Annotated in this window: 13 protein-coding genes; 9 read left to right on the forward strand and 4 right to left on the reverse strand. The window is 50.2% G+C overall.

The window, feature by feature from the left end:
* Positions 1 to 211 precede the first annotated feature (211 nt).
* From AC6RNO_RS07805 to AC6RNO_RS07820, 4 genes are all read left to right on the forward strand, one after another.
* On the forward strand, positions 212 to 1,129 hold the full coding sequence (locus tag AC6RNO_RS07805; RefSeq protein ID WP_497105124.1) for an RHS repeat-associated core domain-containing protein: 918 nt from the start codon (positions 212 to 214) through the stop codon (positions 1,127 to 1,129).
* Positions 1,130 to 1,153: 24 nt separating this feature from the next.
* Positions 1,154 to 1,537, forward strand: coding sequence for a PIM8 family immunity protein (locus AC6RNO_RS07810; RefSeq protein ID WP_474682582.1), 384 nt, complete (start codon positions 1,154 to 1,156; stop codon positions 1,535 to 1,537).
* A gap of 498 nt (positions 1,538 to 2,035) precedes the next feature.
* Positions 2,036 to 2,371, forward strand: a complete 336-nt coding sequence (locus tag AC6RNO_RS07815) for a hypothetical protein (protein WP_474682581.1) — start codon at positions 2,036 to 2,038, stop codon at positions 2,369 to 2,371.
* Between the two features lie 67 nt (positions 2,372 to 2,438).
* The gene (locus AC6RNO_RS07820; protein ID WP_497105125.1) at positions 2,439 to 2,627 is read left to right on the forward strand and encodes a hypothetical protein; all 189 of its coding nucleotides are present in this window, start codon (positions 2,439 to 2,441) and stop codon (positions 2,625 to 2,627) included.
* A gap of 335 nt (positions 2,628 to 2,962) precedes the next feature.
* Here AC6RNO_RS07820 and AC6RNO_RS07825 read toward each other — a convergent pair whose 3' ends face one another.
* On the reverse strand, positions 2,963 to 3,664 hold the full coding sequence (locus AC6RNO_RS07825; protein ID WP_474682579.1) for a Fic family protein: 702 nt from the start codon (positions 3,662 to 3,664) through the stop codon (positions 2,963 to 2,965).
* A gap of 271 nt (positions 3,665 to 3,935) precedes the next feature.
* On the opposite strand from AC6RNO_RS07825, the gene AC6RNO_RS07830 reads away from it, so the two are divergent.
* The 3 genes from AC6RNO_RS07830 to AC6RNO_RS07840 all read left to right on the forward strand — a co-directional run bounded on the left by AC6RNO_RS07830 (position 3,936) and on the right by AC6RNO_RS07840 (position 11,478).
* Positions 3,936 to 5,747, forward strand: a complete 1,812-nt coding sequence (locus AC6RNO_RS07830) for a histidine kinase N-terminal 7TM domain-containing protein (RefSeq protein WP_497105126.1) — start codon at positions 3,936 to 3,938, stop codon at positions 5,745 to 5,747.
* Complete coding sequence (locus tag AC6RNO_RS07835) at positions 5,722 to 6,864, forward strand: response regulator (protein WP_497105127.1); 1,143 nt, start codon at positions 5,722 to 5,724, stop codon at positions 6,862 to 6,864. Before AC6RNO_RS07830 ends, AC6RNO_RS07835 begins: the two co-directional genes overlap by 26 nt.
* 198 nt (positions 6,865 to 7,062) lie before the next feature.
* Positions 7,063 to 11,478, forward strand: a complete 4,416-nt coding sequence (locus AC6RNO_RS07840) for an S-layer homology domain-containing protein (protein WP_497105128.1) — start codon at positions 7,063 to 7,065, stop codon at positions 11,476 to 11,478.
* A 66-nt stretch (positions 11,479 to 11,544) separates the two neighbouring features.
* Here AC6RNO_RS07840 and AC6RNO_RS07845 read toward each other — a convergent pair whose 3' ends face one another.
* The 3 genes from AC6RNO_RS07845 to AC6RNO_RS07855 form a co-directional block, all read right to left on the reverse strand.
* Positions 11,545 to 12,855 carry an FtsW/RodA/SpoVE family cell cycle protein gene (locus AC6RNO_RS07845; protein WP_497105129.1) on the reverse strand — a complete coding sequence of 437 codons (1,311 nt, stop codon included), beginning with the start codon at positions 12,853 to 12,855 and terminating at the stop codon, positions 11,545 to 11,547.
* Positions 12,852 to 13,184 carry a PadR family transcriptional regulator gene (locus AC6RNO_RS07850; RefSeq protein ID WP_474682574.1) on the reverse strand — a complete coding sequence of 111 codons (333 nt, stop codon included), beginning with the start codon at positions 13,182 to 13,184 and terminating at the stop codon, positions 12,852 to 12,854. The genes AC6RNO_RS07845 and AC6RNO_RS07850 overlap by 4 nt, the downstream gene beginning before the upstream one ends.
* 189 nt (positions 13,185 to 13,373) lie before the next feature.
* Positions 13,374 to 14,444, reverse strand: a complete 1,071-nt coding sequence (locus AC6RNO_RS07855; RefSeq protein ID WP_497105130.1) for a branched-chain amino acid aminotransferase — start codon at positions 14,442 to 14,444, stop codon at positions 13,374 to 13,376.
* A 126-nt stretch (positions 14,445 to 14,570) separates the two neighbouring features.
* Between AC6RNO_RS07855 and AC6RNO_RS07860 the strand changes: the two genes are divergently transcribed.
* Positions 14,571 to 15,440 carry a LysR substrate-binding domain-containing protein gene (locus AC6RNO_RS07860; RefSeq protein ID WP_497105131.1) on the forward strand — a complete coding sequence of 290 codons (870 nt, stop codon included), beginning with the start codon at positions 14,571 to 14,573 and terminating at the stop codon, positions 15,438 to 15,440.
* A 110-nt stretch (positions 15,441 to 15,550) separates the two neighbouring features.
* Positions 15,551 to 17,266, forward strand: coding sequence for an ABC transporter transmembrane domain-containing protein (locus tag AC6RNO_RS07865; protein WP_497105132.1), 1,716 nt, complete (start codon positions 15,551 to 15,553; stop codon positions 17,264 to 17,266).
* The last annotated feature ends 61 nt before the right edge of the window (positions 17,267 to 17,327 follow it).

The following is a 17,327-nucleotide window of genomic DNA, read 5'->3' on the forward strand; positions in this document are numbered from 1 at the left end:
AGCAGCCTTATAGTTCCCTCTAACGATAAAAAATTCGGGAGGGAAAGACATATACGTAGCGACTTATGTTCGTTTTAATCAGCGGACGGAAAATGGCCAGACAACAAGGTATTATTACAACGGTCAGGATTTAATCGCCGAAGGAATTGTTAATGGAGGTACAGTAACCCAAAAGGCAAGCTACATTCGTGGTCATGGATTAGCTGCAAGATTGGATGCAAACGGGAATAAAACGTATTATTTGAAGAATGGTCATGGCGATATTGTTGGGTTAAGAGATGGTTCGGGGAATACGCTCAACAGCTACAGTTATGATATTTGGGGCAATCCGCTAACGACGAGTGAAACTGTACAGCAACCATTCCGTTACAGCGGCGAGTTTTATGATAGTACAACAGGATTGCAATACCTCAAAGCAAGATGGTACGATCCAAGTGTTGGTAGATTTATTAATCAGGACACATATGAAGGGGATAATAAAGATCCGTTAAGCTTGAACCTGTACACGTATGCGGAAAATAACCCTTTGTTGTACAAAGATCCTAGCGGGCATTGTATTGGTTCGCTTGATTGTGCAATGTGGAATTATGTGCAAAATGCAATAACCAGAACCATACAAACAGCGGTAGATATGTGGAGCGATGCTCTTCCCGTATGGGGAACATTAAAGATGGGCCAGCAGGCAATTACGGGTTATAACTACGTCACTGGTCAGAATTTGTCTACGAGTGAGCGGGTTTGGAATGGCGCAGGTGCTGTTGTCGGCGGTATTACCGACTATGCTGCTTTCAATGCAAAGACAGTTAAAATCTTTGATAATGCTATAACAGCTAACAAAGCTATTGTTAAGGGTTCGGGAACTGTCGGTAGACCTTTTGTGCCTGATGAATATTGGGGTAGAAAAGCACCCGATTATAATACTCCTGGTTTAAAGTATGATCATTATAGGGAGTACAACGGGAAAATTGAGAGATCGACTGTTATCTATGATAATGCAGGAAGGCAGAGTTATAGAGTTGATCATGCCGATCATAGTATGCCGAATGATCATTCTGTTCCTCATTTGCATGAGCGCATATTCGGCCCAGGATATTCGGACAAAGGTAAGGAATACGACTACCATTTTTGAAATGATAGGAGATGACCTATTGCTGTGAAATTTATAAAAAACTTTCATCTTATCTCTGAGAAGGTGCTCTCTTTTAGAGAAAAGGACTTAAAATTGGTTGTGAGTGTTAATTACTACATTGGTTATAATGAACGTTATGACGAGGCATCTTTTCTAGAAGTAGGGTACATTTTGGAATCTGAAGTTGAAAGTAAAAGATATAAGCTTTTGCTAAAATTCGATGAAATTACTTCTTTAAGCCTTTCAGGATTTGGCGGAGCATTTAATCAAATAATGGGCTTTAAAATAACGGACATGAGAGATCGAAGTTGGGAGCACGGTCAAAGGTATTATGTTCACGACTATGAGAACGACATAATGCAATTTTACTGCACATCAATTGAAGTTCTGTCCGTTGAAGAGCTATAAGCTAAAGTACCTTGATCGGCTTCATGCCTTTCAAGGTTTCTTTTTCTGTAACTGCTGACCTAATGGTTAGGTAATTGTAATTACCTCCACTGCACTCAATGCCCTATCAGCTAACAAAGCTATTGTTAAGGGGGCGGGTGGAACTGTTTCGTACTACAGAGTTCAAGGTAGCAAAATGCCAAATGCTAGCCAAGTTAGCGAATTTGAATGTTAGTGGAGGAACTAGGGGATGCCGAATATTTCTTACAAAAAAGGGGTAACGGTGCAGAAATTGTTGAAGTTGGAGTGCCGAAATGGTTTGATGATAGAAAGTGCAATTTCGCAGTTAGTATAATTCAAATCCTCTTAATCAAGGGGGGACAGCACCAAAAGTGGTCGACCCGAGTACTCCGGGAACATCATATGAATTCCCTGCCCCTTGGATTCAGTGGCTTGAAGAGTATGGTACAATAAAAAAATAGGATTATAGAGGTACTTGAATACTGAGGAGGAGGTACAGTGAATAATAAGCCGAAGTATGCGGAAACTATAATAGTTCTAGTTAAATATAAGAAATCTTTCAGATGGTTTGTTGCAGATAAGGAGATATGGTTTTTGGATTTGAAAAAACAAATTTCTTCATATCTTGAGAAGGGATTTGAAATTCCTAATCCTGAGCAGAGAACTTATAGTCATATTTCAGATATGTTACCTTCTCTACACGTGGATTTTGATGATAAGGAATTGACATCCTACTATCCTGAGCTTGCATCCTATGAACTATATGTACCGAATGGGTGGCTTGGGAAGTATGAGCAATTTATTGAGGTCATTCCTGAAGACTATCGTTACTAGATAATCCATGGTAACAATCTTTTTTACAAGGAGGGTAAAAATAAATAGTGAAGACACCTTTACGATAATGAAAGACATGTTCGGTAAAAAGGGAAGTGAGGAACAGATAGAAGGGCTTACACTAATAATTGATGGCAAGCTGAAAGATGTTTTTGATACCATAATAGCCAAGTCAGATGATTATAAAAATTACACTGATGTACTCAGCAGTGTGATTGTGCATGGAGTAAATGAAATAATTGAAAAACTGAAATAATTTATGTGTTATTGGTGGGGTTACCAAATACCGAATGAATCTATCTTTCGCTAATAACATATATAACCCTTGTAATACCCGTATAAAGATTTCGTCATTTTAATTGTACGCCATCAATGCTTGAATTTTATATCCTAAATAACGTCATTCCTTTACATTTAACAGGTCGATTATGGTCAGATACTACCATGATTGACCTGTTTTTGTCATATACCATATTTCCCCTTAATGTCTCGTGTTGCCCTTCAATTCGCAAGTCAGGTAAATTTCCCTATCCTGCAGAAAATAAAAGCCCGCTGCCAAGTCCGGGCCACAGGCTTGCATACGTATTCGCTTTATCGTGATCGTTCCGATTCATGACGTTTTTCCGGCTCGAAGTCAATGCCGCTGATCGCATGTTCGTACAAAAACAGCTTGATCTTGCTCATTTCGTTCGTGGTGTAGTAAGCAGATAATAATTCGTTAAATCGCTCCATATTTTTCTCTGTAATGGTCAACATACCATGTCCACTCTCGACAAGAAGTTTGTTCGCCAATAGAAGGGAGGTACGCTTGTTTCCATCCCAAAACATTTGCCGCCGCGCTCCCCATAGAAAAGCCGTAATGGATTTCTCCGTTATGGTCATGTCCGCGGTCAGCAAGTGCGCCAATTCCTGTTCGATCTCGCTTTGCACCGGGAGCGGCGGTACATAATCCGTGCCTGAAATCCCGACACGCCCGGTTCTTAAAACGCCCCATTCAAGGGCTTCATTCCTGGCGACGTATTCATTGAGTTTGCAGATGAGGGGAAGTGTAATCGGCTCATCAATCGCGTTAACCAAATAGCGCCAGGCATCCCTCATATTGAGGACGGCTTGTATATCGTCCAGCGTGACACCGGGAACATTGACGCCGTTCAGTATCGTTTGGGTTTGCGGAAAGGTAATATTCCGGTTCTCCATCTTCATTCCACAGTATATATTTTCGTCCCATTTCTTTTTGGCCAGAAATAAACTTTGTTGTTTGGTCAGCGCATATTTATCCGAAAATGGTTTCATTTCGTTTCCCTCCTGCCTTGTTGTCATTATATCCGGTTTTAAAAGCAAAATCATCTTTCATTTGCATGTACCATACCAAAAGAGAAACACATATTTCTTTATCTCTTGTGTTGTTATTCTTCAACCTGCCGAGAAAAAAAGGATTACTATGGAACTATCGATAGGAAAGATGATATCATATTTCCAGGTATGTTTTTGTCGAACTGTCCCGCGGGGCGGTTCTGCTGTCACTTGATACAAGGGAGACGCAGCCGTGGATATAAGGCTATGGATGTCTATATTACTTTTCCTCGCAGCGGCACTGATGGTGTTCGTCTCGTACTTGTCCTACCGGAAACGCCATCTGCCTGTTGCCAAAACGATGGTTCTGATCATGCTGGCAGCGGCTTTTTACGCGCTCGGCTATGCGTTTGAGGTGTTGAGCCGCAACCTGAACGAAGTGAAGCTGTCGCTTCAAATCGAATATTTGGGCATTCCATTCGTCACAACGCTATGGTTCTACCAGGTTATCCAATTTACCGGTACGGCGGCTCGCTACCGCAAGCATTTGGCGGTGGTATTGTTCGTTATCCCCACAGCTGTTTTTTTTCTCCATTTGACCAACGACTGGCATCATCTGATTTATGAGAGTTATGTCCCGAATGTGAACTCATCGGTTCCGTTGTACTTGACGGACAAGGGACCTTGGTATAAGGTGCACACCGTCTATAATTATTCCGTTCTGCTGTGCGGGATGCTGCTGTTTATCCCGATGTATTGGCGGGCTTTGCCGATCGAGCGAAAACAAATCGTCGTCCTCCTTTTGGGTGCTATCGCGCCGATGTTCTTCAATTTGTTTTTCTGGACCGGCAATACCGTTGATCTGACGCCGTTCGGATTCGCCGTATCTGGGGTCGCCTACGTGTGGGGGATTTACCGGTTTAATTTGCTTCGACTAACGCCGCTGGCAATGGCCAAAGTGTTCGAAACGATCCGGGACGGGGTTGTCCTGTTCGATTATGAGGATCAAATCGTCAGCTATAACAGAGCTGCTGAAGAGGTGCTTCCTGAGCTCGGGTTGACGAAAAGCTATCCCGCCGATATGGTGAAGGTTCTGCCCTCCAGCCCGGAGCTGCTGGAACGAGTTCGCGCCGCAAGCGACGGGGACGAGCGCTTTCCGTTTCACAGATTTCATGGGAGCCGGACAAAGTATTACAACTGCAGCTTGTCGCTCATTTACGATTCGGGCGAGGTTCTGGTCGGTAAAATTTTGATGTTCAACGATATTACGGAGTTGAAGGAAAGCGAGGCCCGGTTGCGCGAGAACGCCCGGCAGCTGTCCGAATTGAACGCGTTCAAGGACAAGCTGTTCACCGTCGTGGCGCATGACATTCGTGATCCGATCGCACTCCTCGTCAGTTTGACGGAACTGCTGGGCGACGAACTGACCGCCGCTGATTTTGAGCATGCCGAATTAGTACGGGAACTCAAAGGACAGGTGCAAAGCACGTTTCATCTCGTCGAAAATTTGTTGGATTGGTATCGCAGCCAAAAAGGGAAGGTTGTGTTCCGCCCGTTAGGCTGGAATTTGCAGCAGGTCGTCAGGCAGGCATTGCTGCTTGCAGGCGCAAAAGCCGATATGAAGCAAATTCGGATGACGGAGCGAATCGACGAGAAGCTGACGGTCAGAGCCGATAAAGAGATGCTAGACCTTATTTTGCGGAATTTGCTTTCCAACGCGATCAAGTTTACCGGAGTCGGCGGGGCGATTGAGATCGGGGCCGTTCTGGATGGCGATCTGATCATCGTGTCCGTTCGCGACAACGGAGCGGGAATCGACGATCAGACAGCGGAGCTGCTGCGCCTGGAGGAGCCGTTTTTCAAGATGGCGGCTGTCGGGGACGATTCGGCGGATACGAGATTCGGGCTGGCGCTGACCCGCGAATTCGTTCGCATCCAGGGCGGCAAGCTTTGGTTCGAGAGCGAGCCGGGAGTTGGCACGACGTTCTCATTCACCTTGCCCGGCTCGGCTGGTGTGCGGGATTCGTTTGATGACGGCGGAATGGGGGAGGAAGTATATGAAGGTTATTTTGGTGGACGATGAGCCGGCGATGCATTTGATTTTGCGCAAAATGCTGGACAAGCTGCCCGGGGTTCATGTGGCGGGCGCTTTTACGGATACGAAGTCCGCTGCTTCCTTTCTCAAAGAGAATGCCGACGTCGGTCTGGCTTTCGTAGACCTCTCTATGCCGGGCGAGAGCGGAATGGAGTTCGCCACTCAAATTGAAGCTTCGGATACTCCGCTGCAAGTTGTTTTCGTCACGTCGCACAAGGAATATGCTTTGGAAGCTTACGAATTGTCCGTGCTGGATTACTTGGTCAAACCCGTTTCCCAGGAACGGCTGCAGCGGGCGGTAAATCGCGCGATGACCAGCCGGAGGGTCATCCATTCGCCAGCGCCGTCGGCTGCCGCAAATTCCGGCAGGGTCGTCCTAACGGTGCTCGGCGATGTCGCGGTGAGCAGCGAGGCGGGCCGCGTCAAGTGGATCTCGCGGAAATGCGCGGAGCTATTCGCTTACTTGCTGCTTTACCGCGGCAAACGAATACCCCGTTCCAGGCTGGTTGTGGATATTTTCGGGGGGATGAACCAGGCTAATGCGGAGAATTACCTGAATACGACCGTTTATCAATTGCGCAAATCTTTGGAACCGCTTGGCATGCGGGAGGCCGTGCGCTCGGAGAACGACGGCTATGCGCTCGAATTAAAGGATCCCGTTATCGATTGTGCAGAATTCGAAAAGCAAGTCGAACAGCTGCAAACCATCGAGGCCGGGAATGTAGAGAGGGCGCTGCAAATCGAACGGATGTATACGGGCGATCTGTTCGGGGACAAGGCGTATGTGTGGGCCATTCACGAAACGGAGCGCTACGCGGAATTGTACGCCTCATTCGTAAAGCGGCTTGCCGCAGTGCTCATTTCGCTTAGAGATACAGCCTCCGCATCGAAGCTGCTGCTCAAGCTGAAAGAGCGCAATCCGCTGGACGAATCGGTTATGCGCGATCTAATGATGATCCGCGAGATGACCGGGGACAAAAAAGGATTGACGGCGCTGTACACCGATTATGTCCGGCTTCTCAGCCGGGAACTCGGCATTCGTCCGTCCGATGAACTGATACAAATATACGATTTGTTGATAAGCCGTTTTTCCGGCAAAAAATAAATATTTCCGTTCGTTGATAAAAACCGCGAAGGCTTGATGCCGCGCGGTTTTTTTGGCTTTTCACAGCCGGGTTTTTCATTATTCTTTTATTTGGCTGCTGTAAACTGGCATTAAGTGGAGCCGAGTTCCGGCGGCGTCCCTTCCGTTCCGGCGGATATCGCGGATATTGGAAAGTGATGGATCGAGAGGAGAAGAGGAATGCGAAAGACAGGCAATAAAGCAGTGGCCCTGATGCTGGCTCTGATGATGGTGTTCGGCGCCATATCCGGAGGGGAGCTCGGAAGCGGCAAAGCTTTTGCGGCAGGCGATTTTTCAGGAGACGGTTCGTCTCTCGACCCTTACCTTATCGGAACTGCCGACCAACTTGATAAAGTCAGGGGCAGTTATTTGGGTGCGAACATTTATTTCAAGCTGACGGATAATATTGATTTGAGTGGCTACGCAAGCGCAGGCTGGGTTCCGATTGGTGATGCGAACACTTCATTTCAAGGCCACATGGATGGCAATGGGTATAAAATAACGGGACTTACGATTAATAAAATGAACGACGATAATATAGGGTTATTTGGCCGTATTGATGCCAGCAGTTCCCTTACGAATATGAAGCTGGATAATGTGTCTCTGAGCGGGATGCAGTTCGTAGGCGGTCTGGTAGGTTATAACGACGGAGGAACCATTACCGATAGTTACGCTTCAGGGACTATTGGCGGAACATATAATACAGGCGGCTTGGTTGGTTACAATGCCTCTGGCAAAATAAATACCAGCCATGCCTCCGGGAATGTGAACGGGAATGCGAGCGGAACCTTCGGCTTAGGCGGGTTGGTCGGTAATGCCACAGGGCTTGGCGGGACCATCAGCAACAGTTACGCCACAGCGGATGTAAGCGGCGGAAGTAACAGTTCGCTGACAGGCGGTTTGGCTGGCGGGATGTCCGATGGCAAGATCAGCGGCAGCTACGCCTTAGGGAATGTGAGCGGTGGAAGCAATAGCAAAGATGTAGGCGGTTTGATCGGCAATAGTACTTCTGTAACAATCAGCAGCAGCTACAGCTCAGGGAATGTGAGCGGAAGTTCAAACGTCGGCGGCCTGGTCGGCAACGAATCCGTTGGCGGCGATATCAGCAACAGCTACACATTAGGGACCGTGAGCGGGGGAGAAAGTGTAGGCGGCTTGGTTGGTCGGAAAAATGGCGGGACCATCAGCGGCAGTTACACCTCGGGAGGAGTAAACGGAGAAAGCAACAGTTATAATATAGGCGGTTTAGTTGGCGAAAACTACTCTGACAAGATCAGCGATAGCTATACAACAGGGAAAGTGAGCGGGGGCGATAATAGTTTTTATATAGGCGGCTTGGTTGGCTGGAACGGAAGCGCAGATATTAGCAACAGCTATGCCTCAGGGGATATGAGCGGAAATAATAACGGCGTTTATGTAGGCGGCTTGGTTGGGGGCGATGACGGCAATGGAACGACGACCAACAGCTTTTACGACGAAGAAACAACCGGACAATCCGCTTCGGCTGTAGGTGTCGGCAAACTAACTGCAGAGATGCGGAATCAAAGCACTTATGAAGCAGATGCTGCTCATATTTGGGATTTCTCGAATATATGGGCGATAGATTCGTTACATAATGGCGGGTATCCTTATCTGCGGGCTGCCCAGGCTTACCTGGACTATGACGGGAACGGCAGCACCGGCGGGACTGTTCCGGCCAGTCATTCTTACATGCCGGGAGCAACGGTCAGCATTTATTCGGGGACACTAACAAAGACCGGGTATATCTTCGATGGATGGAACACGCAAGCAGGTGGTAGCGGCAGTTCATATAGACCGGGTGATTCATATACAATAACGGCAAATACGATCTTGTATGCGAAGTGGAACGCACCAAGCACGATCGCCACGCTGACCTCCGCGATAGGGACCGTAAGCACAGGCGGAACGGCGAATGAAAGCATAACGAATGTTCCCTACGGCACAACGCTAGCAGCGTTGAAAACAGCTATTACACCGGCAGCGGGTGCGACGTTTGAGGTCTATGATGCGGACGGAACAACTGTAGCAACCACATTAGAGACGGGCAAAAAAGTTATCGTTACCGCCCAGGATGGAACAACGAAGGTTACGTATACCGTAACCGTTGCGGCGAACAGCGCGAAGGACATAACGTCCTTCAGCTTCGAAGGGCTATCCCCAGCGGTGATAGGCACGATTAGCGGCACGGACATTACATTGACCGTACCGAACGCAACATCAGTAACGTCGCTCGTTGCGACGTTTGCGAACTCAGCCGCATCCACGGTAAAAGTAGGCACCACCGTGCAAGTGAGCGGCACGACGGCGAACGACTTTACTTCGCCCGTAACGTACACCGTCACCGCGCAGGACGGAACGACGAAGAACTACACCGTCACGGTTGCAAAAACCCCAAGCGGAGATGCGACTTTGAGCGGGCTAACACTGGCAAGCAGCACCCAAACGCTAAGTCCCGATTCGGTAACGGGAACAACCTATGTTTATCATGTAACGAACCCAATATCGAGTGTTACCGTTACGGCAAGCGTGTATGACAGCAGTTCCACTATAACGGCAAGCCTGTATGATAGTGACAATGTGCTTGTGCGGGGGCCTTTCAGCTTACCCAGCGGCCAGGCATCGAGTCCGCTTCCGCTCCAAGTAGGCGGTAACCGCATTGAGCTGACCGTAACCGCGCAAAACGGCTCCAGTATGACTTACAAGTTGAATGTAAACAGAGCAACTGAAGCAGACAGCAATGCCTATTTGCAATCCTTGCAAGTCAATAAGGCTATTTTTGATTTTAACAAGAACATTCCTGCTTATACGGTGTCTGTGGGCAATAGTGTGGATGTCATCACCTTAAATGCCGTTCCCGAAGAGAGCCGGGCCCATGTAAAGATCAATACAGAACCCGCAACCTCCAAAGAAATCCCGCTGCATGTCGGAAGCAACCTCGTCACCATAGAAGTTACGGCACAAGACGGCAAAACGATAATGGCATACAACGTGACCATCAAAAGAGCGATAGCGATCACGGCTGATTCCATCACACCGGTTCAGGTAACGACGGAGCCTGTCACGATTACCGTTCCGTCCGGCATCACGAATGCCAGGGTTGCTCTCTCGCCGGTTACGGCAGGATCAAATAAAGAAGCCGTACTCCCGTTAGTCGAAGTCAAAGCGGCAACCTCGCTGGGAGTTGTGGAAGCGGTGATTCCGGAAGGTACGAAAATTACGGCCCCTGTCGCCTGGGACGGCATCATGAAGCTGCCGGAAATGCAGAGCAATAGCAGCGTATCGGTCACTAACGGTAACGTGAGCGCAGTTATCGAATTTGGTTCCGCCGATGCAACGTTGACTTTTAACAAAGCGGTGCGGCTGCTATTTCCGAATCAGGGAGGAAAATTAGCCGGATACGTACGAAATGGCATTGCAACCCAGATTACGGGCTCCATTACGGCAGACACCCAAGCAGCGGCAGACCGCGAGATTGCCACAGGCGGGGATGCGGTATTGACGGTCGGCAGCGACCTTGTCATTTGGACGAAACACTTTGCCCGATATTTCTTCTACTTACCAGTCACTCCTGCGAACAACGGCGGAAGCGGCGGAGGCAGTGGAGGCGGTGGGAGTGGCAGGGCACCGGCTAACTCCGGGACGATTTTGGCGGCTGCCGGGGGGACGCTCATTTTGAACGGAGCTACAGTAGTAGTTCCGGCCGGAGCTACGGACAGCGACATTCGGGTTACTGTGGATAAAGGAAGCGATACATCGAAACTGCCCGCTGACCCTGCTTTGAAGTTAGTAAGCGACGTCTACGAAATTACGAAGGATAAAGCAGGGGATTTTACCAAGCTTGTTGTTATTACGCTGCCTTTCGACAAGACCCAAGTCGACTCTACAAAATCTTCGGTTGGCCTGTATTGGCTGAACGAACAAACCGGCAAGTGGGTGCGGCTGGACGATCAGAAAGTGGATCAGACCAACGGGACGGTGTCAGGAACTGTCCGGAATTTTTACAAATTTGCTGTTCTGGCTTCGGATCAACAGGAGGTAATTCCGCCTCAAACGAAAATCGTCGACCTCAAGGGGCACTGGGCCGAAACGAACGTTCTCGAACTGATTCGACTAGGTGTGATTACCGGTTATCCGGACAACACCTTCAGGCCGAATAATCGGATTACGAGAGCCGAATTTGTGACCATCATCGTAAAAGCTTTTCATCTCCGGACGCAAGCCGGTAAAAGCTTTGCCGATACCGGAGCCCATTGGGCCCGAAGCGCCATCGAGACTGCCGCTGCGCTTGGCGTCGTTACCGGGTATAGCGACAGCGCCTTCGGTCCTGACGACCTGATCACCCGCGAACAAATGGCGGCGATCGTAGTTCGCGCAGCCGGGCTCAATGTCGCGAATCAGAGCCGCAGCTTCACGGACAGCCCGGATGTATCCGACTGGGCTCGAACTGTCCTGGCTACCGCGGCTGCCAAAGGCCTAATCAACGGTTACGAGGACGGTACCGTTCAACCTAAAGCCAACACCACACGCGCTGAAGCGGTGACGGTTATTTTAAGAGCGCTGCAGCTAGCGAAGTAAAAAAAGAAAACGATCAAGTCCCGTTTCACGAAGAGGGATTTGATCGTTTTTTTTCGTGCCTGGCCGTCAGACCCGGGGGACGAGGTCTTTGCGCCGATACACGCTGAGCATCAAGCCCATCGCAGCCAGTTGGACAACAACCACCGTGCCCGAGTAGCTGATAAACGGCAGCTGAAAGGAAGTCATTGGCGCCCACCCGAGCGACATCAGCATGTTCCACAAATATTGGATGGCAAATACGCTTAAAAGCCCTGCCGCCAACGCTTTTCCGTACCGGTCGCCCACGATAAATGAAATGCGCGCGGCCCGTACGATGAACATTACCGCTCCCACAAAAATGGCGACGCCCGCAGCCCATCCGAAGCAGTAAATGAGAAAAGGATACATCATCTCCGCGTGAAGTTCAGGCAACGATTTGAGCAAAGACCCGTAACCGTGCCCCCACCAGCCTGCGGATTGAATCGCTTTCATGGATTGGACCGTCATGTAATTCATACCGTACGGATCGTCCGTCGGATCCACGAACGCCAGCAAGCGCTGCATGCGGTAGGGGCTGTTGACCGCCAAGACAATAAAACCTGCTGCGAACAGCATGCAGTGGGCTAAAACTACGTACAGTTTTCTCAGTACGATCAAAATGATCATGCAGCCGCAGAAAAAAAGCAGAAAATCGGCTATAGAAGGGACGGACAAAATCAGGGCGCCGGGAAGCAGTATCGCGCCGACATATTTCCAGAGCGTCCGCAGCAAGGATGTTCCCTCTCCGGCCCCCCGGTCGGCCGCCCATATGCCCGCTAATGAAACGAGCAGCAGATAAGGGGAGACGGCACCCGCATTAAAGCTGGCTAATCCGAATCGAATGAACGAAGACGCACCATTCACCGTATTTCCAAACAGATTGACATAGGCCAGCATCATAATCGTTATGCCATAGAGAGGCCACGAGTAGGCCATAAGCTTGCGGTAGTTCGCAAAGCAAATCAGCAGCATCAAGCCCGCGCCTGCACTTACAAACAACACCTGTTTCATTTGGAAATAATCCCCATACCAATCGGGTAAAGAGAACCGAGCCGCATACACGCCCAACAAGCCGATCATGATAAAGACAGCCGTCAGGGCAATCAATCCCCAATCCATCATGGGGCGATGCGCTTTGTGAAGCTGTTCTCCGATGACGGCGGGATCGCCCATTTTCTTGATCGCCGTCCGGACAGCCTCGTCCACTTCCGCCCCTTTAGCAAGCTCCTCGTCCACCAACTCCTGTAAATGGTTCTCCAATTCCAGCTTTATTTCCCGGTGAACTTCCCTGGCCTTGATGGGCCTGCATACCTGCTGCAAAAAATGCTTAATCTCATCATGATTGCGAATTGCGCTCATGCGTTGCCTCCTTCCAAAACCTTATCGACTGTGCTGCGGAAAAGGACCCACTCCTGCTTCCTCACATTGAGCTCGGCTCTGCCGTCTTTCGTAATCCGGTAATATTTGCGTTTGCGCCCTTCATGCTCGTTCCAGTAAGATTCGACAAGCTTCTCGGATTCCAAAGTGTGCAGAAGCGGGTAAAGCGTGCCTTCCTTCAAAGTAAACACGCCGTCCGAGCCCTGCTCCATTTCTTTGGTCATCTCGTACCCGTACATATCCTTCCGAGCCAGAAGGGTCAAAATCAAAATAACGGTACTGCCTTTCATCAGTTCTTTGTTAACTTTCACAGGCCCGCCCCTCCTCACTCAAAATCAAGCCGACATACCTCGAATATGTATGCATCGAAAATCTATGTATAAGTGTAAAAGAAAAGCCCTCAAAGGGCAAGTATTTTTCCCGAAAGGTACCAGAAAGCCTCGCCAAAGCCTTCCCCGCCCCCCGACTCGACACTCGGCCGCGACCAGGGGGAGGCTGAATCAGCAGGGAACATTCCAGCCAAATGTATCGGCAATGATACCGTTTTGGATGCCTGTGAGGGTCTCGTACAGTTTCCCGGTAACGGGTCCTGTCTGTCCATGATTGACGGCCATCGTCTGGCCGTTCCAGTGCAAGCTGCCGATCGGCGAAATGACCGCCGCCGTGCCTGTGCCGAACGCTTCCTCCAGCGTACCGTCCGCGGCCGCCTGAGCGATTTCGCCGATCGAAATTTTCCGCTCGCTCACAGGCATTCCCCATGCCGCGAGCAGCTGCATGATGCTGTTCCGGGTAACGCCGTCGAGAATGCTGCCGTTTAGCGGCGGGGTGACAATTTCCCCGTTCACCTTGAAGAAAACGTTCATGCTGCCGACTTCCTCCAGGTACTTTCTCTCGGCGGCGTCCAGCCACAGCACCTGGGAGCAGTTGTAATCCTTGGCGAGCATCTGCGCTTTGAGACTGACGGCGTAATTGCCCGCTGTCTTCGCGTATCCCATGCCTCCCTGAGCGGCTCTGGTGTAGGTTGTTTCCACATGAATGGCGACAGGACGAATGCCCTCCTCATAATAGCTGCCCACCGGCGAAAGAATGACGGCAAAAAGGTAGCGGGAAGAAGCGCGCACGCCAAGCCCGGGTTCCGTAGCGATCATAAAAGGGCGGATGTACAAAGAAGTTCCCTCTTTCCTAGGAATCCAATCCTCGTCCACGCGAATGAGCGCTTGCAGCGCCTGAACGAAAAACGCCTCGTCAACCGGCGGCATATTGAGCCGTTCACACGATTGATTGAACCTTGCCGCATTTTTGTCCGGACGAAAGAGCGTGATTTTATTATCTTTGGTTCTGTAAGCCTTAAGCCCTTCAAAAATAGCTTGCCCATAGTGAAAGACCATGGCGGACGGATCAAAAGACAGCGGAGCGTAAGGGACGATGCGGGGATCGTGCCAGCCTTGCTCCGTTTCATAATCCATCAAAAACATATGATCGCTAAAATATTTCCCGAAACCAAGCGCTGCGTCCTGATCGGGCACAGCTTTTTTGTGGCTGCATCGTTCGATGCGAATTGTTCCATACATGCGTTTTTCGCCTCCATAGTATATTTTGGCACTCGTTATATCCACTATAAAGAAACGGCTTTCATTGATCAATTCCAATCTATCGATTAAAATAATAGATACGATCTATGATTTGGGGGCGAAGTTATGGAGCTTAGGCTGCTGGAATATTTTTTGGCTGTTTGCGAGGAACTGCATGTGACGAAAGCTGCGGAAAAACTGGGCATCAGCCAGCCGACCTTAAGCCATCAAATCCGTTTGCTGGAGCACCGTTTGGGGGTGCCGCTGTTTCGGCGGATCGGCAAAAAAATTTATGTAACGGAAGCCGGGGACATTCTTTACAAGCATAGCAGAAACATTTTTCACGAGATGGAGCAAGCCAATGCGGCAATCAATGAAATAAAAGGCATGCAGCGGGGAAGCTTGCGGATCGGCTGTTCCGGCAATCATTTGCTGACGGCGGCGGTCCAGTCTTTTCACGCGCGGTATCCGAGTATCGAGCTGTCGGTTACGGAGCTTGCGACGGAAGAGACGCAGGAGGGGCTGCTCAATAACCGGCTGGATTTGGGCGTGGTCTTTTTGCCGACGCAGGATGAGCAGTTGGAGAGCATTCCGCTTTACAACGAACAGCTGCAGCTTGTCGTCTCGAGCAAGCATGAGCTTTCCGGGGCGGAGTCCGTCAAGCTTCGCGAACTTGCGGATATTCCGCTGGCCATGCTGCAAAAGAAGTTCCATGTCCGGCAAATGATCGACCGCTATTGCGCCGACATGGGGATCACGCTAAAGCCCGTCGTCGAGATGTCCACCCTGGATTCCCTGCTGCAAATGGCGAGAAACAGCATGGGCGGAGCGATCCTGCCAAGATCTTACCTGATGGGCATCAACGACGCTAACGTGCATGCCGTATCCATCGTCGATCCGGTACCGCAGCAGGAAGTCGGCATCGTATTCCGCAAAGACATGTACCAATGCACGACGACGGATACGTTTATCGGCCAGCTGATCAGGCACTTCTGAATGCGCCTGCCGGCAGGAGATCTTTTGTATAAAGGAAACATTCCGTTGATAACGGTTCTCAATATGTTTACAATATAAGGATGTGCATAAGACAAGGAGGAGAAAGCGGGATGCTGCGGCGTTTTTTTTCGTATTACAAGCCTTACAGGAACTTATTTATTTTGGATTTTGCATGTGCCGTGATCGCGGGGCTGCTGGAGCTCGGCTTTCCGTTAGCTGTGAACCAGGTTGTCGACAAACTGCTGCCGGCCGGGAATTGGACCTGGATACTATGGGCGTGTGCGGGGCTGTTTGCCGTGTATGCTTTAAATGCAATTTTGAACTTCATCGTTACGTATTGGGGTCACAAGCTGGGGATCAATATCGAAACGGACATGCGCAAAAAAATGTTCGAGCATTTGCAGAAGCTGTCGTTCCGTTTCTATGACAACAATAAGACCGGGCAGCTGATGTCCCGGATCTCGAACGATTTGCTCGAAATCGGCGAGGTGGCGCATCATGGCCCCGAGGACTTGTTCATTGCCGTTATGACATTGATCGGCGCGCTTGTCCTGATGATGCTGATCAATGTGAAGCTGGCGCTGCTGACGTTCATTGTCGTGCCGCTGCTCCTGTGGCTGGCGATTTATTTCAACCGCAAAATGACGGTAACGTTTCGCCGCATGATGGGCGATTTGGCCGATTTTAACGCCAGAGTGGAGGACAATATCGGCGGTATCCGCGTGGTGCAGGCGTTTGCCAATGAGGATTACGAGAAAAAATTGTTTGCCGAAAATAACGGCCGTTTCCGCTTGACGAAGCTGCTGGCTTACAAAATTATGGCATGGAATATATCGATCAGCTACATTCTGATGCGGTTCGTGACGGTGTTCGTGCTCATTTGCGGCACCTGGTTCGTCATTCGCGGGGAAGTCAGCTATGGGCAATTTATCGCTTTTGTGCTGCTGACCAACGTATTCCTCGGTCCGATCCAGAAAATCAACAACGTTATTGAAAGTTATCCGAAAGGAATTGCCGGCTTTAAAAGGTACGTGGAAATCATCGACACGGAGCCGGATATTGCCGATATGCCCGGGGCGATCGAGGCGGCGCCATTCCGCGGTGAGATTCGCTTCGACCGGGTGTCGTTCGGGTACGAAGGCGATGCGGACGTACTGAAAGGCATCGACCTGTCCATTCGCGCCGGGGAGACGATCGCGTTCGTCGGGCCGTCCGGCGCCGGCAAAACGACGCTGTGCAGCTTGCTGCCGCGGTTTTACGATGTGACCGGCGGCAGTGTCACGATTGACGGTGTGGACATCCGTCACATCAAGCTTGCCTCGCTGCGCCGCCAAATCGGCATCGTGCAGCAGGACGTGTTCCTGTTCTCCGGATCGATCCGGGAGAACATCTCTTACGGTAAGCTCGGCGCGAGCGAAACCGAGATTTGGGAAGCCGCACGGCGGGCGCGGCTGGATGAATTTATCCGGTCCCAGCCGGAAGGCCTGGAGACCGTAATCGGCGAGCGCGGCGTCAAACTGTCCGGAGGACAGAAGCAGCGGCTCGCCATCGCGCGGATGTTTCTCAAAAATCCGCCGATCCTGATCCTCGACGAAGCGACTTCGGCGCTTGACACGGAAACCGAAGCCGCCATCCAGGCTTCGCTGGCCGAGCTGTCGGCGGGCCGCACGACGCTCGTCATCGCGCACCGGCTGGCGACGATCAAGAACGCCGACCGCATCATCGTCGTCACGGAGCAGGGCATCGCCGAGCAAGGCGCGCACGACGAACTGCTCGCCGTCGGCGGCGTCTACAGCCGCCTGCACCAGGCGCAGTTCCGCGCTTGACGGTGACGTTACCCGCTCATCGTTATATATCCATCAGCTGCCTCATATCCTTACATAAGAT

The sequence above is a fragment of the Paenibacillus sp. sgz302190 genome (genome assembly GCF_059820445.1).